This window comes from Curtobacterium sp. ZW137, from assembly GCF_003762905.1.
Taxonomy (GTDB): domain Bacteria; phylum Actinomycetota; class Actinomycetes; order Actinomycetales; family Microbacteriaceae; genus Curtobacterium.
This window is the reverse complement of sequence record NZ_RJKS01000002.1, coordinates 503,463-524,192: the sequence shown is the minus strand read 5'-3', so window position 1 is coordinate 524,192 and position 20,730 is coordinate 503,463. Positions and strand designations below refer to the sequence as shown.

The window sequence follows — 20,730 nt, the reverse complement described above, 5'->3', positions numbered from 1 at the left end:
TCACGATGGAAGATTCCAGCGGAGGTCGTAGACAGTGTCGGCGAGGAACTGGAGCCGGTTGCGGATGTCGTGGAGGGCTTTGTTGTCGTCGTCGTTGCGGGTGTCGGCGCGGAGGAGTGTGTTGGCGGTGATGAAGTCGTCCGTGTGGTTGCTGTACCCGGCTGCTTTCGCGGTGGGGAAGATGGTGGGGTCGGCGGGGATGATGAGTTCGGTGCCGGCGTAGTCGTGGTCTTCGGGTTCGAAGCCGAGTCCGGGCATGTCGATCTCGGCCGGGGCGTAGGCGACGAGGCGGAACGGCGGCGGAACGTGGTCGGGCCGGAACCGGGATGCGTCGCGTTCGGTCGCCCACCTGCCCGACATCAGGCAGCCCGCACCGATCAGAACTTCTGCTTGATGCTGAATCGGCAACGCTGACCGCCACCTCGCGCGGATTCCACCCACCCCGGGATAGCACGCGATCGAAAAGTCCACGAGGCCGCCGACCTGACGGGATTCCCATCCGATGCTGGTCCTGTGCACGCGTTTGCCAAGTCGTGCGAGTGCGTCATCCACCTGCCCCGGCATGAATCCTCCACGTTCGACAAGTTCGTCGAAGGTGGCCCCGTTCACGGCGAGCATCCGTGCCACAGCGAACGTGATGTAGATCGGGGCGGCGTCCTTCCACCGATCCCTGCTACCCAACCGCTGCTTCCCGTCTGCCCAAACGCGCCGTCGCTCGACGTCAACGAGGAGGACGTTCGCGTTCTGTTCCGCGAGCGCGATCAGCGACGGTGACAGCACCCGCGGCACCAGCAGGATCAGTTCAGAGTCGTCGTGCTGTTCGGTGCGGGGGTTCTTAGTGGCGGTGTGAAGGCGCGCTCGGCGTCCGTCGGCGAGGCGGAGCATGTCGTACGACTCCACGACCGCGTGCAGGCGGGCGAGGGCGAGGACTCCGAGGGCGTCGGTGAGGTCCGCGGTCTCGCCGAGCCCGTACGGGAGGGTGATCTGCGGTCGTCCGGCCCAGGCGTCGGCGACCCATTGCAGTGCTGGGCCCATCAGCGGCGCTCTTCTGGGGTGTCGGGTCGGATGAGGGCGATGAGCCAGCGGGCTTCGGTGAGGAACGGCTCCCACCCGTCGCGGGTGTCACCGTGTGCGGGTTCACAGCGGTAGCCGCCGTCGCTGTCGGTGCTACTGACGAGGACCTGCCGGAGCTCGGAGTCCGGTGGGTCCCGGAAGTACATGTGTCCGTGGGTGCCGGCCATGTCGAACGCGACGGTGAGCAGGAACAGCTCCGGTCGGGTGGTCACCACCGCCACCGCCGTCCGCGGAACAAGGCGATGACGGTGGCGACGGGCCGTCCTTGCTGCATCCAGGCCAACGGTGTCAGGGGCACGTCGTCGACGCTGAGGAACTGCCGGGGTGTGGTCATGAACTCGGTCATCGCGGCCGCGTCGAGTAGCCGCTGCGGCGCTGCCGCGAAGAGGACGTCAAGCCCCGGCAGGAGACTGGCCGGGTCGCCGAACTCGGGGAGGGCGGGTTGGACGATCTGCCAGGTGGGGATTCGTTCTTCGCCGTCGAGGTCGAAGCTGGTCAGCAGGTTCGACCCGAACAATTCACCGACCTCATCAACGCTGATCTGCAGCGCGGCGGCGGCTTCCGCTTCCGTGAGAGTCGCTTCCAGCAGGTGCCGACGGATGCGCGCCTGCGTCGCCCGCCACCACTCCTCGGGCACGTCAGCACCATCAGCAGGAGCGGCACCGGGTGCGCCTGCGATCTGTCGGCCTTGGTCGGTGTAGGCCTGGAGCTGGTCGATGCTGATCTCACCGCGGGCGTACATCCACAACTGGCCTTGCCAGGGCATGTCGTCCGGGAACCCTTCGAGGTAGCCGGAGTGGATGACTTCCCGGACCGCTTTTTCCCGCTTCGCGATCTCGGAGGCGGGGATGAGCAGGGTTTGGACGATGCGGTTCGCTTCGCGTGTTGCGGGGATGGTCAGGTCGGTGAGATGCCGCCGGTTCCGGTCAACGAGCTCGTAACCGGGCTCTTTGTCGCTGTGTTCAATCATGATCCGCGCCATCGACGCTGCCGGGTCGTCGGTGTCCTCGAGGAGGACATGCCCCCAGAGGATCCGGTCGTTCGAGAGGTGTAGGGAAACCAGACGCATCATCAGCAGTACCTCCAAGAAATCGTCAACAGGCGAGCGGGACCGGGGCAGGTCAGCTGGCCGGTGGGTTGGGTCGGGTTCGGCCGATGCGTTCCGGCTGCTCGGTGAGGATGAACCGCATCAGGCGCTCCGTTTCCGCCATCGCCGCGACCGACACGTCGCTCCCGGTCGGGTCGGTGGTGGTGAGGCGGAACCAGGGCTCCTCGTCCGAGTGGTCGACCAGAACCGTCGCCCACGGCCCATCCGGATCGTTCGAGTCAGTGAAGATGGCGGCGCCGAAAAACCGGACGTCGTCGAACGCCAACGTCAGAGACACCAACTGCAACCTCACGGACGGCTCTCGTTTGCTTCGTCGGTCATTGGACGTGCAACCAGCGGAGGTCATAAGTGGCGTCTGCGCGGAAGCAGCAGCTGCCGCAAGGGCGCCGGCTGCGGTGCTCGACGGTCAGACATCGCGGGCCAGCCGCGGATCGTCCTCCGCCAGCCGTTCCAAGCCAAGCCCAGACGCTTCGAGAATCGCGTCCTCAGACTCTTCCGTCGCGACGAAGGACCCGATCTGCGCGTTAGCGGCGACAAGAACCTCGATACGGCTCCGGGCATCCAGCACCACTGCGGCAACTTCCTCGTCGCTGCAGTCGGAGGTGAATTCCGGCTTCGACGGGTGCAGGGCTGGGAACTCGAGCTGCTGTACCGGTGGGTGCCACTTCACGCCGACGCGGAGCACGCGGCCGTCGGCGTCGCTGCGGTAGAACATGGACCCGAACGGGTGGCCCATGTCGAGGGTGAGGTCCGCTCCGTACAACGTCCACCCCGCGGCGGCGTAAGTCGGGTCCCAACGCTGCACGATGAGGGCACCGATGCCCATCTCGAGTCCAGGGACGAGGGCTTGGTCGTCGCGGACGTCGGCGTAGAGCTCCTGCAGGTTCGGGGGACTTTGGTCGCGCATGCTCGACAGCGGGATACGCGCTACGGTGCGAACGGCTGCACGGCCTGGCCGCTTCCCGGGACCCGAGCCCATGTCGGGGGAGTTTCCGCTCATCGGCCGGCGCTCTTGCCAGCGGTGGCAGCCGGGCGGCGACGGTACCGGAGCGTCGTCAGGACGCAGACGGTGGGGGGTGCGACGTGAAGCATGTCGAGGACGCTACGAGAGCGCTCCGTTCTTCGCAGCCGTTTCGGCCGCTCTGAGTCCGGCAGCAGGAAAGCTGACGAGCTTCAGCGGGAGTCGCGGTGCTGCGCCATGGCTTCTGGCGCGTCGTCGGTGGCGAGCCGCGTTGACCCCACTTCGCGGGGCATGACGGGTCCCGTCGGCGCCATTTTGTCCCGCGAACGAGGGTCTTTCGCCGATTTTCGGCTCTGCTGGTGCTCGCGAACAGGATTTCAGCCCCGCTCCCGGACGCGCTCTGGCATAGGGCTGACATCGGCGGAGAACCACTCCGCCCCAACTCGGAAGACCCCAGCCATGAACTCCAACAAGTACAACACCGTCACCTCGATCGCCTTCTGCACGCGCACGACCCCGCACCGCCATAGCATGCTGGAGCTGCAGCAGCTCCGCATCGCACGGCACCGGGCCGGCCAGCGCGGCCAGCAGAAGATCACCTGCCCGATGATCCGTCAGTGGCGAGGCGAGTTCGAGGACATGTACGAGGTGCGGACCGAGCCGGAACCGGTCGAGGTGTCGCGCACGAGCGAGGCCGACCTGCGCGTCAGTCGACGGGTGGAGGCCGACGTGCAGGTCAGCAGCGTGCTCCTCCGCTGGCACTGCACCGAGTGGCCTGTGGTGACCATCCGCACCTGCGGGGAGACCGACCTCGACGGCGAAGCGCCGATCCCGGCACCGGCGCCCGCACCGAACGACCCCATCTGCGGCGGATACGCGCACCGCCTCGACGCCACCCAGCTCCCACCGACCCGCCAGTACGACTACCAGGGGTACGACAAGCACCGTTCCGACCGCGCCACCGCCCTCCAGCGCGCCGCCGAGCGGTGGTTCGACGCAGCCTTCGCTCCCACCGTGCAGACGGTTCCGCGACGCGCCGGCCAGCGAGTGGCCTTCGACGCGACGAACATCCGCCTCACCGCAGCCCGGTACAGCCCGCAGCAGTCGAACGACGACGCTGGCTGGGACGAGAAGACCCCGTCGCCGGTCCGTCGGCAGTCCGCGTGGGAGGTCGAGTACGCCGTCATGACCCGCCACACCTCCGAGTCGAGTTTCCTCGGCTCTGTCCGCTGAATCGCTTTTCCCGAACGCGAGTCACCGCCGGAAGAAGGGAACGCCAACAAGCAGCACGCTTCATCAGGTCATCGAAAGCGCCGTCCACCACAGGTGGGCGGCGCTTTCGTCGTATCGGAGGCGCTTCAGAAGGCAGCGGGCGAGGCGCTCGCGTCAGCGATCGCCGTCAGAGACGCTCTTGGAGCGTCGGTGGCTGTCGTTCCAGCCGGGGATGTTGGCGTCAAGCCATCGCCTTTGGTCGGTGGTTCGTGGTCGGTCCTTTTGGAACCGCAGCCACTGCAGTGCGTTGACGCCGCAGATAACGACGGTGCGATCCGGGCGGCGTCCGTCATGCCTGTCCATCCAGGTCGCGACTGCGTCAGCGATCTCAGACCATGTAGCTCTCGTTGCCGCGACGTTCCATCCGGGCACGTGCTCGTCGAGCCATTGGCCCCGCTTCACCTGCATGGCTCCTTCGCCCCGCTTCTGATCAATCTCCCGTTGGAAGACGAGCCACGTGCCGAGGGAATATCCGTCCACTACCTCACGGGTATGCGGAAAACGGTCGTTCGTGCGAACGAACTTCTGTAGCGTTTCGGCCTGTCGATTCCACAGCTGCTCGCTCGGGGACAGTTCCCACTCGGGCACCCATGTCTCGAGGTAGTACTGCCGAGCTGGATGCAAGGTTTCGCCGGTCCTGGCCTTGCCGAGCCGCCGCTGCTTGTCGAGCCACGCGCCGATCTTCAACCCCCGCGAGACGGTGGTATGCGGTGGGAGAAGCTTCTTCTTCTCGACGTAGTCGCGGACTTCCTCCGCATGCTCGAACCAGGTGTGTCCGAACTCCTCAGGGCCGTCCCAATCCTCTCGGGGGATTTCATCGCGATTCCGGGGTCGTTCGTTTCGCATGCAGCGACTCTTCCGAACCCGCGTTGCTGATCGAAAGCCGACTCGCCCGATGCCCCCCGTACTGGGTCGGCGATTCAAACTTCGGGCCCGGCTATGTCCGCGTCGCACACTTAGGAGGGCACGCGCGGAAGGATGGCATCATCAGCCCTCTTCGCTGGTCTCGCTGTCGGAGTCGTGTGGCGCCTCGGACTCGGCGCCCAGTATCTCGAGGTTGCCGGTGGCCTCACCGTCGATGGTGATCTGCCGCGGGTGAGAACCCAATTCCGTGAGTGCGTGCTGCGCTTCCTCGGTGAATCGGTTGACGTTCTGGCGGCTTTGCAGCAGTCGAAGCTTGGCGTCGCTCGCCTCCGCCCATCCCTGTCGCCACCCCGCGACGAGCCGCGGGATCGCGCTGCTCACGCGCTCGGGATGCTTGAGGACATACATGAACAGCGAGGCCGCACCGCCAGCGCTGGCCACGCCTGCGCCGACGTGCACCCATGCGAGCAGGTCCAACGGGGAGCCGGCGGACATCCGGCGCACCGCAAGACCAGGCAGGTCATCGTTTGAGCCTGGCTCGACGGCTCGGATGCAGGCGTCCCAGAGGCTCGAGAGAGCGAGGATGGTCAGCCCCGCATCCCGCGCGGTCCACTCTGGGCGATCGATGCGAACGGCGATCTGCAAGCCATCTACGGGTCGAAGCCAGTGATCGATCTCGAGTCCATCGAGTCGACGCACGTTGAGGTGCTCGTTCGCCAAAGCAAGCCACTCCAACGAGTAAATGCGCTCGTCACGACGCCCGAGGTTGAGCCACTGCGGCTCCGGGAGTGTGCCGGCAGCGATCATGGCTCGCACTCCGTCTGGTTTCACGCCGAGCAGCCGGGCTACGACACTGGTCGACAGATGTGTCGGGTCATCTCGACGAGTCGTTGTCACACGCGGACGCTAACCTCATGCGATGGCCAGGTGAGGAAGACTCGCCCCATAACGAGAAGGAAAATCTCATCGTGACCGACGACGTGCCCGTGATCAGCTGCCGGGATCATGTCGACCGGGCCCCTTCTCCGGATTCTGGTCGGAACTCGCGGGGAGGGACACCACGCTTCAGAGCAGATCTCCTCGTGCAGGGCCTCGCAACCAAGAAGCTGCGGACCACAGGGGAGAGCTGGTTCACGAGCTGGCGGCGACGCCAACAGGGGTTTGCGGACGGGCAATTCCGTCTGGTACCCGAAGAAGGCAACCCTGCAGACGCGACGGCAGTAGGGGTATGGCTCGACGACGAACAAGTTGCCTACATCTATGGAGACGATGCAGAGCGGTACACGGCGGCGCTCACGCATGTCGGTTGCAATCTCCTGGTCAACGCGGTGCAAACGGAGGACGGGCTCGAGCTTCGAGTCGAGGCACCGGCACCTCGCGCACTCAAGAAGCTCCTCCGAACCGCCGATCCGTCAACGTTCGTTCCCTTGCCGGCGCCAGTATCGATCGCCGCCGGCCCTCGTGCAGGTCATGACATGCGTCGCTACCCTGCGCCCGTAGGGGACTACTCGCTGCCGCCATCCGTTTGGTGGCCAATAACGGGCGGGCGCCGTTCGGGCGGCACGACGGCGGACAGTCCGGGGGCCGTCTCCACCTGCCCGCTGTGCCTCAATCCGATGGATCAGACGACAGCACGAAGAGTGAACGCAACTCGGAACAAGACCGCCGCCCGAATGATCTGCCCAGAGTGCTTCATCGAAATCGGCCCCGGCGAACGACCCAGAGGCGTCGAACTGACGCCAGACCAGATCGTCGCGAGCATGAAGCAATACCACGCGGTCACCGGCGCCATCCCTCGGCAGGGGGGCTCGGGCTACGCGTTCCTTGATAAGTACCCGAGAAGCGCATCGCCGGAGGAGCTCCTTGCCTTCCTTCGCCTCATCTGGGACTGGCCAGATCGCTCGACAGTCAACGAGGTGTTCGGCAGCTGGCATGGAGCGCTCGCAGCATCTGGCGTACTCGGCGACGGCACAGAACGCATGAGCCGCGGCGTGCGATCCATCGCCAACGACGGACATCTCTGCCTGTCCTACGGGGAACGAACAATCGACGACTGGCTCCACAAACAAGGCATCGCCCACACCCGCGAACCCTCCTACCCCGGCACGAACTACCGCGGTGACTTCCTCGTCGGCGACCTCATCATCGAGTATCTGGGGCTACACGGCGACCCCGACTACGACGCTCGCTTCGCCGCGAAACGCAGGGCAGCCAAACGAGCAGGTCTCGACATCTTCGAAATCACACCGCGAACGCTCGGCGACTGGGACACGCTCGCACTCCGGCTAGCCCGACGGCCAGCGCGCTGGGCACCGACAGCGACGCCTGTCTCACCCGCTCCCACTGCCGAGCCACTCACGCCGGTACCCGAAGGACCGACCGGTGCCCCTGGCTGGCGGACCGACCCGCTCAACGCTTCCGGGCGGCGATACTTCGACGGATCTGCCTGGACCCATCACACGCTGGACCGATCGGGTGAGTGGCACGCGCACACCCCGCTCGGCGACGCCGCTCGCAGCGCAGCGCAGGCGTGGGTACGGCACGAACGACCCATGCGAGAAGCGCCCGAGGCCGCGCTCGGGAAGCTCGGCACGCATCCCGACGGGCTGGCGTTCTGGCTCGCGGCGATCGACGAGCACGAGAACGGCGGCCAGGCACGAGCTGCCGACTCAGCAACAGCGCCCGCCTACAGAGGCTTCATCCGCTACCTCGAGAGGGACGGCGCGGCGATGATGGCAGCGATGGACCGATGTGCACGATTTGACCGAGCCGGCAGCAGAACGCTTAACGACCGCGCGCTGCACATCTTCCACCAAGCCGGCGTCCGCCCCGACTTCGCTGCCGCCGGGCTGACCTTCCACGCCTGACAACGGTCTAACGCAACGGACGCAATGAGCGTTATCGGCGCTTACCACGTCGTCGTAGCATCTGAAGCGACGCGCCTGACGATCAACTGAGCTAAGCGTCGCGTGGCAACTGGGCCTGTCTGCAGACCGGCGGCTTGTTCCCGTCTCAGCCTCCTCAGTGACTTCGAGTGATTCGGACTCGACCCCCTGGACCTCACGCCGTGAGCTCGATGTACGGAGTTAACGACGCCGTCGATGAATGCGCCGGGTGGCGATGCTGAGGGTGCCAACGCAAGCGATGGCGAGCGCCGCAACCGGGTGTGACTGCGCGGTCAGGGCGAGTGCGTTCACAAGCGCGACAACGCCGGCCGTGAAGCCCGCGAGGAAGGCGGAGACGATATCGGTGGGTTCCATGCTGCCTTTCTGTAGAGGGCCCGCATGAGGACCGACCGCCCGGGCGATCGGTCCTCATGCGGTCAGCCCTCGGGGAGGTTCTCGAGGTTGTCGAGTTGGGAGCTGTTGGGGTTCGTCTTGATGTAGGGGCTCGCGAGGCAGGTTCCTCGCGGGCAGTAGTGGACGGTGGTGATGGTTGCGGAGTGGCCGCCGGCGCTGGTGCGCCAGGTGTTACCGGCGTTGATGCTTGCGACCACCTGACCTCGGGTCCAGTGGGTGTTCGTGTTGGTGATGACTCCCTCGAGGTGTCGGTGGGCGCCATCTGCGGAGAGTTCCTTGCGAACTCGGGTCACGGTGTACGTGCTCATCGATGCTCCTGTTCGGTGTCGCTGACGAGGGTGCTACTTGGACTTCTTGGACTTGGACGTCGATTCGTTGGTCGTCGTGTTCGGGTGACGACGAACCGTGGACTGCTTCACGAAGCGGCCGGTGATGGCGCTGCGTCCTCGCTTTCCTGTCATGTGTTCACCTCCTTGGTTCGGTGTTCGTTCGGTGGGTCGATATTAGATCACCTGCGCATCGGATGTCGAGCGCTGTGGCGAGTTTCGTTCATGGAGAGCCGCAACGAGGCATACTGGTCACGTGCCGAGGACAACCGTCGATCCCGTTGCGCTCTACGAAGCGCTCGATGCTGCGCGCAGCGCCAAGGGCATGTCTTGGCGCGGTGTCGCCCTGGAGATGGGCGTCAGCCCTTCTCTGCTCTCAAGACTTCGGCAGGGCCAGCGGCCGGACGCGAACGGGTTCGCGACCGTAGTGTCGTGGCTTGGGGTCGACGCTGAGCAGTTTTTCGTCGCGGAGGATGCTGGCGTGCCGCTCCGTCCGGGCGAAGTCGAGCTCATGGCGAAGGTGGCTCCGCTTCTGAGGGCTGACAAGGATCTGCAGGACGAGGACGTGCAGTTCATCACCAACGTGATCAATGCCGCTGTGACGAGGGCGAAAGCGTCCAAGTAGCGATGCGGCGGGGGTTCAAGACTGAGGCGAAGGGGCTCGCTCTCGAGATCAGGCGTGAGCTAGGGCTCGACGCGTTCATGGTGCTAAACCCATGGGGGCTGGCAGATCAATGGGGGATCGAGGTCTGCGGTGTGAGTGAGCTGGCGCTTGACGAGAAGGACCTGGAACGGGCGCGTCGACCGCGTGCGTCCTTCTCCGGGCTAGTCACTGAGATCGAGCACAAGCAGCTAATCGTGGAGAACGACTTCCACGGCCTTCCAAGGCGTCGATCCACGGTCAGCCACGAGATGAGCCACATCATCCTCGAGCACGAGCATCCCGCTGTGGTGACCTTCGACCGAACGTGCGGAGCTGGCGCTGAGCAGGAAGAGGAAGCAGATTGGCTTGCGGGCGAGCTTCTCGTACCGTGGGACGCTGCGCTCAGGCAGGCCTGGCGGAATGCCACGGACGACGACGTGGCGAGGCGCTACCAAGTCAGTGTGCCGCAAGCCCGTCGCCGCATGAATCAGTCCGGAGTGCGGCGCCTCGTGGTTCGCTCGAGGCAGAAACGCGCGGCTTCGACCGGGGCAGCACCGTTTTGAACGCCGGGCTCGCCTCCAACCCGTGGAACGGATCCCCGAAACCCGTGGAACGCCCGTCAGCACTGGGATCCGCGATCCGCCCCAGCACTGGCATCCGCGAATAGACCGAACACCTCGCCACCCGGTCAGAACCGTCCTGCGCGGCTACTCTCAGACGGACGCAGCAGCCCTGCGGGACGAAGGCCCCATCCGCTGGCCTTCCGATGAGGATTGGGGTGCTGACCTGCACTGGATCACCGCGAACTTCGGTCTCATCTGGAGCCTCACCGTCACGCACACGGCGCTCGCCGCCGTGCCGATCGTCCTCGGGTTCGTCGTGGCGGTGCCGCTCGGGTGGGTGGCGAACCGTTGGCGGCCAGTTCGATCGGTCATCGTCGGCGGCGGCAGTCTGCTGTACACGATCCCGTCCCTGCCGCTCTTCGTGATCCTCCCGTACCTGCTCGGGACACGCATCACGGATCCCGTCAACATCGTCGTCGGGCTCTCCGTCTACGCGGTCGCCATCATGGTGCGGTTGTCGTCCGACGCGTTCGGCGCCGTCTCGGCGGACGTCATCGACTCGGCCACCTCGGTGGGTTTCTCGGCGTGGCACCGTTTCTGGGCGGTCGAGTTCCCGTTGGCCGGCCCCGTCCTCCTCGCAGGGATGCGGGTGGTCTCCGCGAGCACCGTTGCCCTGGTCTCGGTGGGCGCCCTCGTCGGTTCCGCGAACATCGGCTTCCTGTTCACCGACGGGCGACAGCGGCAGTTCCTCGAAGAGATCCTCGTCGGCGTGGTGGCGAGCCTCGTCATCGCACTGGTCTTCGACGCCGTCCTCGTGGCGATCGGGCGCGTGCTGATGCCGTGGTCGCGTCGAACCCCGCTCCGGCCACGGCGGCGCGCAGCGCTGGCGACGATCGAACGCGGGGCCTGACCGTGCAGTTCTTCCTCAACGCCGTCGCTTGGCTCCTCGACCCGGCGAACTACCGTCCCGGCCTCCAGACTCCGCTCCCGATCCAGGACCGGATCGTCGAGCATCTGCTGTACACGTTCATCTCCGTCGCGATCGCAGCCCTGATCGCGCTTCCACTGGGCTTGTACATCGGCCACACCGGACGCGGACGCGGGTTCGTCATCGCCTTCAGCGGCGGCATGCGCGCCCTGCCGACCCTGGGTCTGCTCGGCACCCTCTTCGTCGTCATCGGGTTGACCGTGCCGTTCACGCAGACCGCGTTCTTCGCGTCCATCATCGCGTTCGTCGTCCTGGCGATCCCGTCGATCCTCGCCGGGGCGTACGCAGGAGTGGAGTCCGTGGATCCGGAGACGGTGGATGCCGCCCGCTCGATCGGGATGACCGAACTGCAGATCGTCTGGAAGGTCGAGATCCCGCTGTCGCTGCCGCTCATCATCGGCGGGATCCGCGCATCGGTCCTGCAGGTCATCGCGACGGTGGTCATCGCGTCGTACGTCTCGCTCGGCGGGCTCGGTGCGATCATCTCGACCGGGATCAGCCTGAACGACAACGACCTCATCCTCGGTGGCGCGTTGCTCGTGACGGTGCTCGCCCTCGTGATCGACGGGCTCTTCGCGCTCGCGCAGCGCCTCACCCGACGCGGCCACGAAGCACCGACCCGCCGCCGTCGCACACACGTCCGTACGCTGCCATCCCGGCGCCGCGCGGTGACGGTATCCACCGTCGACGAAAGGGACCACTGATGTTCACAGCAGGCACCACGACACGCATCCTCGCGGGCGTGGTGGCGATCGGAACGATCGTCGCCCTCTCCGGATGTTCCACTTCTGATCCCACGAAGGCGGCTCCAGGCGGCAGCTCCGGATCGGGCAGCACGCCGATCGTGGTCGGTTCGTTCAACTTCCCGGAGAGCGAGATCCTCGGCAACATGTACGCGCTGGCCCTGAAGGACGCGGGGTTCGACGTGACGACCAAGTTCAACCTCGGCCCCAGGCAGACCACGATCCCCGCGCTCAAGGACGGTTCGATCAACCTCATGCCGGAGTACAACGGCAACCTGCTGTTCTTCTACGACACCAAGGCCACCGCGAAGACGACAGCGGACGTCGACGCGGCGCTGAAGACCGAGGTCCCGAGCGACTTCCAGGTGCTCGACCCGTCGCCGGCGCAGGACAAGGACGCGTACGTCGTGACCCAGGCGGAGGCGGCGAAGGAGGGCCTCACGTCGATCTCGGACCTGTCGAAGATCCAGCCGTTCACGCTCGGAGCCAACCCACAGTTCGGCACACTTCCCTACGGCATCCCCGGGCTCAAGTCGACGTACGGCGTCGACAAGGTGACGTTCAAGTCGATCGAGGACTACGGCGGACCCGACACGGTCAAGGCGCTCGTCGACGACACGGTGCAGGTGGCCGACATCTACACGACGTCGCCCGACCTCGTGACGAAGAAGCTGCTCGTGCTGAAGGACCCCGAGAACTTGATCGCGGCGCAGAACGTCCTGCCGTTCCTCAACAAGAAGATCTCCAGCGCGAAACTCGCTTCGGTGTTGAACAAGATCTCCGCGAAGCTCACCACAGACGACCTCATCGCGCTGCGCAACCGTGTCGAAGGGAGCGAGAAGGCCCAAGCCGCGACCGCGGCGAAGGACTGGCTGACCAAGGAAGGGCTGCTGCGGTAGCCCAGAGTGGGTCGTCGGGTCACGAGCGACGTGCGCGCTGCCGTGCGACGACGATGGTCAGCGTGAGCCCGCCGAGCAGGAGCGCTCCCGCAACGAGTGTGAGCCCGAGCGGGTCGTACCCGGTGAAGGCGAGCGAGCCCGCATCCGCCCAGGGCGATTCCCCACCGTCACCGGTGATCTCCGGCCCTGCGCCAGCACCCGGGTCCGACGGCGGCCCGGCGTCCGGGGCCGGCGTGCCGGTGGGGGTCGGAGTCGGTTGCGCCGTCGGGGTGGGTGTCGGTGTCGGCGACACGGCCGTGTTGACGATGGTGCACACCACGTCGTCACCGCCCTCGACGGTGACCGTCGCGCCGGTGACCCGCGCGCCGACGCACGTCCAGTCGCCAGCCGTGTACCCGTCGGGGCCGCCCGACTCGGAGAGCGTGTAGTCGCCCGCAGCGACGGTCTGGTCGGTCACCGCGGAGCTGCCGCTCTGACCGCTGATGGTCGTGGCCCCGGCCCCGGCACCGGCAGCGGTCAGCGTCCAGTCGGAAGCGGAGGCCGTGCCGCCGTCGACCTGTTTGACGAGCGTCAGGTTCCCCGTCACGGCATCGGTCGTGACGCACGACACCTCGGCCGCGAAGGGGAAGCCGTGGATCTCACGCGGGGCGGGGCCTGGTCGGGCCGGGACCCCGTGGACGAAGGACGCGGCGATCACGTTGCCCTCGATGTTCTGTGTGACGTCCCACTGCAGGAGGGCACGTGGCGCGTAGATGGTGCCTTCGAGCGCGTCGGCACCGGTGACGTGGACGGTCGTCGCGTCGGGGAAGTTCCACAGCACGAACGGGGCCTGCCCGTTGGTCAGGTTCGCGAGGTTCGGGATGGACCCGTCGAACGACGTCCCGGTGACGTTGACCACCAGCGGGCTGTCCGATCGGGGGAGCCCGTCGAAGGTGAGCTGCCCGAGGGCGTCGAGGTCGGCCGCGGAGACGGTCAGCACGTTCGTCACGCCCGGTCGGATCGCGACACGGGCGGCCGACCCGTCGGGGACGGGGCTGGTGACGGGCGTGCCCTCGTCGTCCGCGAGGGTGGTCGTCGCCGGGCACGTGCCGATGTCGGTCGAGAGCGCGCGGTAGCGGGTGAAGGACGCATCGAAGTCGAGGACCGACGGGTCGGCCAGCCGTGGGACGGTGGCAGCCGGCTCGGCGACGGTCCCCTCGATGCGGGGGATGCTCTCGGCGGTGCCGCCCTCCGGAGCGATCCGGTAGGCGATCGACGCCCCGTTCTGGTCGGCGTCGAACGCGTCGTAGGTCGACGTGTCGCCGACGTGTGTGAGCCCGCCGTTGAGGACACGGAGGATCGCGCCGCTGTCCGCGGGGAACTGGACACCGCCCTGGACGTAGAGGTACGTCGGACGGTCGTCGCCGGGCAGCGTGGGCGCGCCGATCGGGACGCTGCCGGCCGCGATGTTGTAGTCCGTGTCGAACGCCAGGTCCCCGCCCGCGGCGAGTGTGCCCTCTGCCTCGTCGGCGGAGAGTGCGACGTCGCCCTGCACGAACACCAGGAATCCCTGGTTCGCCGCGTGGCCGTCGACCGGCACGGTGACGGGGTTGACCGGAGCGACGTCCGCCGCCTGCGCCGGTCCCGCTGAGGCTGCCGTGAGGGCGAACGCCCCGAACGCCCCGATCGCCGCACCGACGACACCCGTCGCGGTGATCCGACGCACCCGCGTCGCACTGGTCATCTGCTGCTCACGGTCGCATCGACCCTGCTCCACGCCACAGTGTTCCCCAACCCCGGGGCCCTGGTTTCCCCGGTCCGCCCGACCGTAGACCCGAGCGGACCGCTCGATATCGCCCCGATCGGGTGATGGTCCGTCGCCGCGGCGCGAGTGATCCTGGTCGGCAGGAGGTTCTCGATGGACGTTCTCGGCTGGGTGCTGGTCTCGCTCGTGGTGGCGCTCATCGCGTTCTGGGCGGCAGTGGCGATCATCGTGCTGCGGATGGCCCGCGCCCTCCGACGCAGCACGACCGTCCGGACGATCGGCTGGCGGGTCCGGATGGCGACGACGCCCGGACCACGGCGGACCGCGATCGCGCTCAGGGCGGACCTCGCTCGCACGGTCGAACGGGCGCATGCGGCGCTCGCCTACGCGATCGCGGTCGACCGAGCGGAGCCCGGAGTCCGGCGGCTCGTCCTCCGCATCGATGCGGGTGCGGCCTCCGTCGACGGAGCGATCGCGTTCCTCCTGACCGACCACGACGCCGGCCGGGTCGCGGTCGAGCTGCCGGCGCTCCGGAGCCAGACCGCCGAGCTGTCCGGCATCGTCGACCGTCTCTCGAGCACGATCCGTTCCGTCACCAGCGAGACCGGCGGACGGATCTCGATCCTCCGGGACGACGTCGACCGGGAAGCGGCCGCGCTGGCGGCCGGGACGAATGCGTACCGAGACCTGACACGAAGGGACCGACCGTGAGCAACACCGGACGCCTGAAGGCCATCATGCAGGGCAAGGCCGCCCGAGCGATCGACCGGATGGACGATCCACGCGACGCCCTCGACGACACCTACGACCGTGAGGCCGAGATGCTCCAGCAGGTGCGCCGCGGGATCGCCGACATCGCCACGGCCCGCAAGCGCGTCGAGCTCCAGGGACAGGAGGAGGGCGCCCGGTACGCGCGGCTCGGCGAGCAGGCGCGGGAGGCGATCGTCCAGGGACGCGAGGACCTCGCTCGGATCGCCCTGGAACGACGGACGTCGGTCGCCGGGCAGGTCGCGACGCTCCGCGTGCAGTTCGAGGGGCTCGAACGCCAGCAGACCCGGCTGCAGGAGACGGAGCAGCGGCTCCGCGAACGGCTCGCGGCGTTCCGGATCGAGAAGGAGACGATCAAGGCCTCCTACGCGGCCTCAGCGGCACAGGTCCGCGTCAACGAGGCGGTCGCCGGCATCAGCGGTCAGTTCGACCAGGCCGCGGCACGGCTCGACCACACCAGGGAACGCATCGCGCAGATGCAGGCTCGAGCTGCGGCCACCGACGAGCTCCTCGCGACGAACGGCATCCCCGACGTCACGGGCCGACCGGACGCGGACCTCGACCGGCAACTCGGGTCGACGACGGACCGCGCCGCGATCGACCGGGAACTCGCCGCGTTGCGGGAACGACCCGGGATCGACGGCGACGCTCGGGGCGGTGCCGGGTCCTGGCTCGAGATCGACGGTCCGCGCTGACCTCGGAACGGCCACGGCGGGTCACGGCACCGGGCCGAGGACGGATGTCGGCGCTCCGGCCCCTGGCGCGTCCTTCAGCTCGATGAGGACGGTGTGTGTCGGGGTCGCGCCGGTGTTGCGGCCGGAGTGTCGTTGCGCGGCGAGCCACACGGCCTTCCCGGCGGGGAGCGCGACGTCCACGGTCCGGTCGTCAGCGGCGAGCTGCCGTTCGAACGCGGTCAGCGTCACCATCACGCTGTTCGGGTGCCGGTGCGGGTGGGTCTGGTCGCCCGGCTCGTCCGTATAGTCCAGCACCCGGACGTGCTCGTTCTCCCACAGCAGCCGGTAGTGCTCCGGGTCCGTCTCCAGGGGATCGTCTGCGGTCATCGTCGACTCGCTTCCGTTCATGTGCGTCGGTGTCCACCATCGTCCTCCGGTCGACGCCGGAACGCCGCGGATCGGGGCACCGGACCGCGCGGAGCGCTCAGCGCGCCGCCGTCGACTCCCGTACGACCAGTTCCACGGGGATGACCACGGGCTCGCCGGGTGCACCCCGGCCCTGCACCTCGTCGAGGAGCATGCTCGCCGCGATCGACCCCTTCGCCGCGACGTCCTGGCGGACGGTCGTCAGCTTCGGCGTGACGTAGTGCGCGACGTCGATGTCGTCGAAGCCGACGATCGACACGTCGCCGGGGACGGAGCGGCCGTCCTGCCGGAGCCCCTCCGTGATGCCGACGGCCAGGATGTCGGCCGTGGCGAACACGGCGGTGACGTGCGGGTGGTCGCCGGCGAGCGCTGCGCCGGCGGTGACGCCGAACTCCCACGTCGGGTCGACGACGACCTGGTCGGCCGGGTCCCATGCCACGCCGGCCTCGAGGTGCGCCTGCAGGAACCCCTCGAAGCGCTGGCGGACCAGGCCCACGTCGGAGAACGCCGGGCTGGCGAACGCGATCCGCCGGTGTCCGAGGGCGAGCAGGTGTTCGGCCGCGAGCCGTCCGCCCTCCCGGTCGTCGGAGCGCACCCCGGTGGTCCGGGTGTTCGCGGAGTAGCTGTCGAGCGCCAGGATCGGGGTGCCGCCGGTCGGTCGGAAACCGTCGACCTCTTCGTCGAGGAACCCGAGCACGACCGCGCCGTCGAGGTTCCAGGACCGCAGTGCGACGTCGACCTCGGCGGTCTCGTTCACGCCGCGGAACAGCAGGTGGTAGCCGCGATCGCGGAGTTGCCGTTCCAGGAACCCGAACACCGCGACGTTGTGCGGACTGAGCACGAGGATGTCGTGTTCGGATGACGGGACGAGCAGGCCGATCAGCCGTGAGGTCTTCGCGGCGAGGCTCCGCGCGGACGCGTTGGCCACGTAGCCGCGCCGATCGACGATGGCGCGGACGCGCTCGATGGTGCCGGCGGAGACCTTGTCGTGGTTGCCGTTCACGACGTTCGAGACCGTCATGAGGCTGACTCCGGCCTCGGCGGCGATGTCCTTGAGGGTGACGGGCACGGGCGGTTCGTTCCTGCTTCGTGAAGGGAGTTGACATCCGGGAGCGGAGCACCATATTGTCACTCCAGCGCCGAGTATAGCGCTAAACCAAATCCGGTCGAGGCACTGTCGCCCGACCGTCGGAAGGACCGGACGATGACGCTCAGCCCGCCCCGTGACACCGCGGCCACGCCCGGCACGTCGGCCTCCGACGAACCCGGTCTGGAGGCTCGGATCGGCTCCACGACGCCGGTCACCGACCAGGAGTGGTGGCGCACCGCCGCGATCTACCAGGTCTACGTGCGCAGCTTCGCGGACGGGAACGGCGACGGGATCGGCGACCTCGCGGGCGTCCGGTCACGGCTCGGGTACCTCGCCGCCCTCGGCATCGACGCGATCTGGTTCACCCCCTGGTACCGCTCACCGCTGGCCGACGGTGGGTACGACGTCGAGGACTACCGCGCGATCCACCCGGACTTCGGCGACGTCGCCGTGGCCGAGGCGCTCATCGCCGAGGCCGCCGCGCTCGGCATCCGCACGATCGTCGACGTGGTCCCGAACCACGTGTCCGACCAGCACGCCTGGTTCCAGGAGGCACTCGCGAGCGAACCGGGCAGCGACGCCCGGGCCCGGTTCTGGTTCCGCGACGGGCTCGGACCGGACGGGGACCTGCCGCCCGGCAACTGGCCGTCGAGCTTCTCCGGCAGCACCTGGACGCGGACCACGGACCCCGACGGCACACCAGGACAGTGGTACCTGCACCTGTTCACCCCCGAGCAGCCGGACCTGAACTGGGACCACCCGGACGTCCGGCGTGAGCACGAGGACGTCCTCCGGTTCTGGCTCGACCGCGGGGTCGCCGGTGTCCGGATCGACTCCGCCGCACTCGTGGCGAAGGACCCGGCGCTGCCGGAGATCGTGGGGGAGTACCCCGCCGGGCAGCACCCCAACGTCGACCGCGACGACCTGCACGAGATCTACCGCGGATGGCGTGCGGTCGCGGACGAGTACACCGCGCGTGCGGCGACGGACGACGGGGACACCCTCGGCGACCGGGTCCTCGTGGGGGAGATCTGGTTGGCGGACCTCGAGCGGTTCGCGCTCTACCTGCGGCCCGACGAGATCCACATGGCGTTCAACTTCGACTTCATGGCGCGGCCGTGGGGCGCCGGGGGACTCCGTGCCGCGATCGAGGAGACCCTCGCCGTGCACGGACCCGTCGGCGCCCCGGCGACGTGGGTGCTCTCGAACCACGACGTCACCCGCCCGGTGACCCGGTTCGGGCGCGAGGACAGCGCGTTCGCGTTCGACACCAAGCGGTTCGGGACGCCGAGCGACCTCGTCGTCGGCGCCCGACGTGCCCGGGCCGCCGCGATGCTCGCCGCCGCGCTCCCCGGTGCGCTCTACGTCTACCAGGGCGACGAGCTCGGGCTGCCCGAGGTGGAGGACATCCCGCTCGACCGGATCGAGGACCCGATGCACCACCGTTCCGGGGGCGTCGACCCCGGCCGTGACGGATGCCGTGTCCCGCTGCCGTGGACGACGGACCCCGCGACGGCCGGTTTCAGCCCCGCCGGGACCACCGGCGAGCCGTGGCTCCCGCAGCCCGCGGGCTGGCCGACGTACTCGGTGGCCGCGCAGCAGGACGACCCCGCGTCGACGCTGTCCCTGTACCGCCGGGTGCTCGAACTCCGCCGTGGCGACGACCTGCAGCACGGCGACCTCGTCTGGGACGACGACGCCCCCGACGTCATCGCGTTCCACCGCGGCGCACTGCTCCACCGCACGAACTGCGGGACGACCGCGGTGCCGCTCCCCGACGGCGCCGACGTCCTGCTCGCGAGCGGACCCCTCCCCGACCACACCCTGCCCCCGGACACGAGCGTCTGGCTCACCGTCCGTTCCGCCTGACACAGCACGCACCACCCGACCCGCTCCACGACCAAGAGGACATGACGATGAAGTCACGCACCAGGATCGCGTTCGCCGCGATCGCCACCACCGCAGCGATCGGCATGCTCGCCGGCTGCAGCGCCGGATCGAACGCCGCCAGCTCCGACGGGAAGACCAAGATCGTCGTCGCCATCGACGCCGGCCTCGAGAAGCCGGCCAAGGTCGCCTTCCAGAACCAGGTGAAGGCGTTCGAGAAGGCCAACCCGAAGATCACGGTGACGAGCCGTGAGTACACGTGGACCGGCACGACGTTCGCCGCCGAGCTCGCCGGCGGCACGCTGCCGGACGTGTTCACGATCCCGTTCACGGACGGCAAGTCGCTCATCCAGCAGAACCAGATCGCAGACATCTCCGGCCTGGTCTCGAAGCTGCCGTACGCGGAGGAGTTCAACCCGAACGTCGTGAAGAACGGCGAGAACGCGGACGGCGACATCGAAGCCCTCCCCATCGCGGCGTACGGCCAGGCGCTGCACTACAACCGCGACCTGTTCACCCAGGCCGGCCTCGACCCGGACTCGCCGCCGACCACCTGGGCCGAGGTCCGCGCCGACGCGAAGCAGATCGCCGACAAGACCGGCAAGGCCGGCTACGCGACGATGACCCAGGGCAACACGGGCGGCTGGATCCTCACGTCACTGGCCTACGCGATGGGCGGTCGTGCGGAGACCGGCTCCGGCGCGAAGACCAAGGCCACCGTCGACACCGCCGCGTACGAGAAGGCCCTGACGCTCATGCAGGACATGCGGTGGAAGGACGACTCGATGGGCGGCAACTTCCTCTACGACTGGAACGCCATCAACCAGGCGTTCGCCTCCGGCCAGGTCGGCATGTACGTCTCCGGCGGCGGCAACTACGGCTCGCTCGTGTCGCAGAACCAGATCGACCCGAAGTCCTACGGCGAGACGGTCGTGCCCCTCAGCGGGAAGGACGCCGGAGCGCTCGGCGGTGGCACGCTCGCCGCGGTCAGCGCCAAGTCGACCGCCGAGCAGCAGGCCGCAGCGGTCAAGTGGATCGACTTCTACTACATGCAGAAGCTCTTCACGAAGGCCGACGCCCAGCGCGACGCGAAGACCCTCGCCGCCTCCGACCAGCCGGTCGGTGCGCCGCAGGTCCCGGTCTTCGACAAGGCCACCTACGACAAGACCCTTGAGTGGACCAAGGAGTGGATCAACGTGCCGCTCGACCAGATGAAGCCGTACACCGAGCAGCAGTTCGACCAGACGATCGTCCCGGAGCCGGCGAAGAACACGCAGGAGCTCTACGGCCTGCTCGACCCGGTGGTCCAGGCCGTCCTGACGGACAAGTCAGCGGACCCGGCGAAGCTGCTGTCGGACGCGCAGACGCAGATCCAGGCCAAGCTCGATTCGGCCAAGTGAG

Annotated in this window: 23 protein-coding genes; 11 read left to right on the top strand and 12 right to left on the bottom strand. The window is 67.9% G+C overall.

Features of this window, described 5'->3' with window-relative positions; translation table 11 throughout:
* From EDF55_RS07650 to EDF55_RS07630, 5 genes are all read right to left on the bottom strand, one after another.
* Positions 1–885: a hypothetical protein gene (locus EDF55_RS07650; RefSeq protein ID WP_123654326.1), complete on the bottom strand. Its 885-nt coding sequence runs from the start codon at positions 883–885 to the stop codon at positions 1–3.
* Between the two features lie 149 nt (positions 886–1,034).
* Entirely contained in the window at positions 1,035–1,286 is a 252-nt protein-coding gene (locus EDF55_RS07645; RefSeq protein ID WP_123654325.1) for a hypothetical protein, read from the bottom strand.
* Positions 1,283–2,161, bottom strand: a complete 879-nt coding sequence (locus EDF55_RS07640) for an antitoxin VbhA family protein (protein ID WP_123654324.1) — start codon at positions 2,159–2,161, stop codon at positions 1,283–1,285. Before EDF55_RS07640 ends, EDF55_RS07645 begins: the two co-directional genes overlap by 4 nt.
* 34 nt (positions 2,162–2,195) lie before the next feature.
* Positions 2,196–2,459, bottom strand: a complete 264-nt coding sequence (locus tag EDF55_RS07635; protein ID WP_123654323.1) for a hypothetical protein — start codon at positions 2,457–2,459, stop codon at positions 2,196–2,198.
* A 129-nt stretch (positions 2,460–2,588) separates the two neighbouring features.
* Positions 2,589–3,089, bottom strand: coding sequence for a hypothetical protein (locus EDF55_RS07630; protein ID WP_123293756.1), 501 nt, complete (start codon positions 3,087–3,089; stop codon positions 2,589–2,591).
* Between the two features lie 513 nt (positions 3,090–3,602).
* Here EDF55_RS07630 and EDF55_RS07625 point away from each other — a divergent pair.
* Complete coding sequence (locus tag EDF55_RS07625) at positions 3,603–4,376, top strand: hypothetical protein (RefSeq protein WP_123654322.1); 774 nt, start codon at positions 3,603–3,605, stop codon at positions 4,374–4,376.
* A gap of 153 nt (positions 4,377–4,529) precedes the next feature.
* Here EDF55_RS07625 and EDF55_RS07620 read toward each other — a convergent pair whose 3' ends face one another.
* Together EDF55_RS07620 and EDF55_RS07615 are read right to left on the bottom strand one after the other, a co-directional pair.
* Positions 4,530–5,261 (bottom strand): hypothetical protein, encoded by a 732-nt coding sequence (locus EDF55_RS07620; protein WP_123293758.1) that lies wholly within the window; start codon positions 5,259–5,261, stop codon positions 4,530–4,532.
* A 141-nt stretch (positions 5,262–5,402) separates the two neighbouring features.
* Complete coding sequence (locus tag EDF55_RS07615; RefSeq protein WP_123293759.1) at positions 5,403–6,086, bottom strand: hypothetical protein; 684 nt, start codon at positions 6,084–6,086, stop codon at positions 5,403–5,405.
* Positions 6,087–6,247: 161 nt separating this feature from the next.
* Here EDF55_RS07615 and EDF55_RS07610 point away from each other — a divergent pair, with 161 nt between their 5' ends.
* Positions 6,248–8,146, top strand: coding sequence for a DUF2510 domain-containing protein (locus tag EDF55_RS07610; RefSeq protein WP_159573613.1), 1,899 nt, complete (start codon positions 6,248–6,250; stop codon positions 8,144–8,146).
* Positions 8,147–8,365: 219 nt separating this feature from the next.
* Here EDF55_RS07610 and EDF55_RS18735 read toward each other — a convergent pair whose 3' ends face one another.
* Both EDF55_RS18735 and EDF55_RS07605 read right to left on the bottom strand, forming a co-directional pair.
* Positions 8,366–8,539, bottom strand: coding sequence for a hypothetical protein (locus EDF55_RS18735; protein ID WP_159573614.1), 174 nt, complete (start codon positions 8,537–8,539; stop codon positions 8,366–8,368).
* A gap of 62 nt (positions 8,540–8,601) precedes the next feature.
* A complete protein-coding gene (locus tag EDF55_RS07605; RefSeq protein ID WP_123654320.1) occupies positions 8,602–8,886 on the bottom strand; it encodes a DUF3892 domain-containing protein in 285 nt (94 codons plus the stop codon).
* 274 nt (positions 8,887–9,160) lie between these two features.
* Between EDF55_RS07605 and EDF55_RS07600 the strand changes: the two genes are divergently transcribed.
* The 5 genes from EDF55_RS07600 to EDF55_RS07580 all read left to right on the top strand — a co-directional run bounded on the left by EDF55_RS07600 (position 9,161) and on the right by EDF55_RS07580 (position 12,740).
* Complete coding sequence (locus tag EDF55_RS07600) at positions 9,161–9,529, top strand: helix-turn-helix domain-containing protein (RefSeq protein WP_123654319.1); 369 nt, start codon at positions 9,161–9,163, stop codon at positions 9,527–9,529.
* Between the two features lie 2 nt (positions 9,530–9,531).
* Positions 9,532–10,110, top strand: a complete 579-nt coding sequence (locus EDF55_RS07595; protein ID WP_123654318.1) for an ImmA/IrrE family metallo-endopeptidase — start codon at positions 9,532–9,534, stop codon at positions 10,108–10,110.
* Positions 10,111–10,402: 292 nt separating this feature from the next.
* Positions 10,403–11,020 (top strand): ABC transporter permease subunit, encoded by a 618-nt coding sequence (locus tag EDF55_RS07590; protein WP_311317146.1) that lies wholly within the window; start codon positions 10,403–10,405, stop codon positions 11,018–11,020.
* Positions 11,021–11,022: 2 nt separating this feature from the next.
* Positions 11,023–11,802 (top strand): ABC transporter permease, encoded by a 780-nt coding sequence (locus EDF55_RS07585; protein WP_123654317.1) that lies wholly within the window; start codon positions 11,023–11,025, stop codon positions 11,800–11,802.
* Entirely contained in the window at positions 11,802–12,740 is a 939-nt protein-coding gene (locus EDF55_RS07580; RefSeq protein ID WP_123654316.1) for an ABC transporter substrate-binding protein, read from the top strand. The genes EDF55_RS07585 and EDF55_RS07580 overlap by 1 nt, the downstream gene beginning before the upstream one ends.
* Positions 12,741–12,759: 19 nt before the next feature.
* Here the strand turns inward: EDF55_RS07580 and EDF55_RS07575 are convergent, their stop codons facing one another.
* Positions 12,760–14,463 (bottom strand): collagen-binding domain-containing protein, encoded by a 1,704-nt coding sequence (locus EDF55_RS07575; protein ID WP_185017218.1) that lies wholly within the window; start codon positions 14,461–14,463, stop codon positions 12,760–12,762.
* Between the two features lie 174 nt (positions 14,464–14,637).
* Between EDF55_RS07575 and EDF55_RS07570 the strand changes: the two genes are divergently transcribed.
* Positions 14,638–15,195, top strand: a complete 558-nt coding sequence (locus tag EDF55_RS07570; RefSeq protein ID WP_132048881.1) for a hypothetical protein — start codon at positions 14,638–14,640, stop codon at positions 15,193–15,195.
* Positions 15,192–15,947, top strand: a complete 756-nt coding sequence (locus EDF55_RS07565; protein WP_123654313.1) for a PspA/IM30 family protein — start codon at positions 15,192–15,194, stop codon at positions 15,945–15,947. The genes EDF55_RS07570 and EDF55_RS07565 overlap by 4 nt, the downstream gene beginning before the upstream one ends.
* A 21-nt stretch (positions 15,948–15,968) precedes the next feature.
* Here the strand turns inward: EDF55_RS07565 and EDF55_RS07560 are convergent, their stop codons facing one another.
* Both EDF55_RS07560 and EDF55_RS07555 read right to left on the bottom strand, forming a co-directional pair.
* Complete coding sequence (locus tag EDF55_RS07560) at positions 15,969–16,313, bottom strand: cupin domain-containing protein (protein WP_123654312.1); 345 nt, start codon at positions 16,311–16,313, stop codon at positions 15,969–15,971.
* Positions 16,314–16,410: 97 nt separating this feature from the next.
* Positions 16,411–17,421: a LacI family DNA-binding transcriptional regulator gene (locus tag EDF55_RS07555; protein WP_123654311.1), complete on the bottom strand. Its 1,011-nt coding sequence runs from the start codon at positions 17,419–17,421 to the stop codon at positions 16,411–16,413.
* 135 nt (positions 17,422–17,556) lie between these two features.
* On the opposite strand from EDF55_RS07555, the gene EDF55_RS07550 reads away from it, so the two are divergent.
* Both EDF55_RS07550 and EDF55_RS07545 read left to right on the top strand, forming a co-directional pair.
* Entirely contained in the window at positions 17,557–19,311 is a 1,755-nt protein-coding gene (locus EDF55_RS07550; RefSeq protein ID WP_123654310.1) for an alpha-amylase family glycosyl hydrolase, read from the top strand.
* A 41-nt stretch (positions 19,312–19,352) separates the two neighbouring features.
* Positions 19,353–20,729 (top strand): ABC transporter substrate-binding protein, encoded by a 1,377-nt coding sequence (locus tag EDF55_RS07545; RefSeq protein WP_260235855.1) that lies wholly within the window; start codon positions 19,353–19,355, stop codon positions 20,727–20,729.
* The last annotated feature ends 1 nt before the right edge of the window (position 20,730 follow it).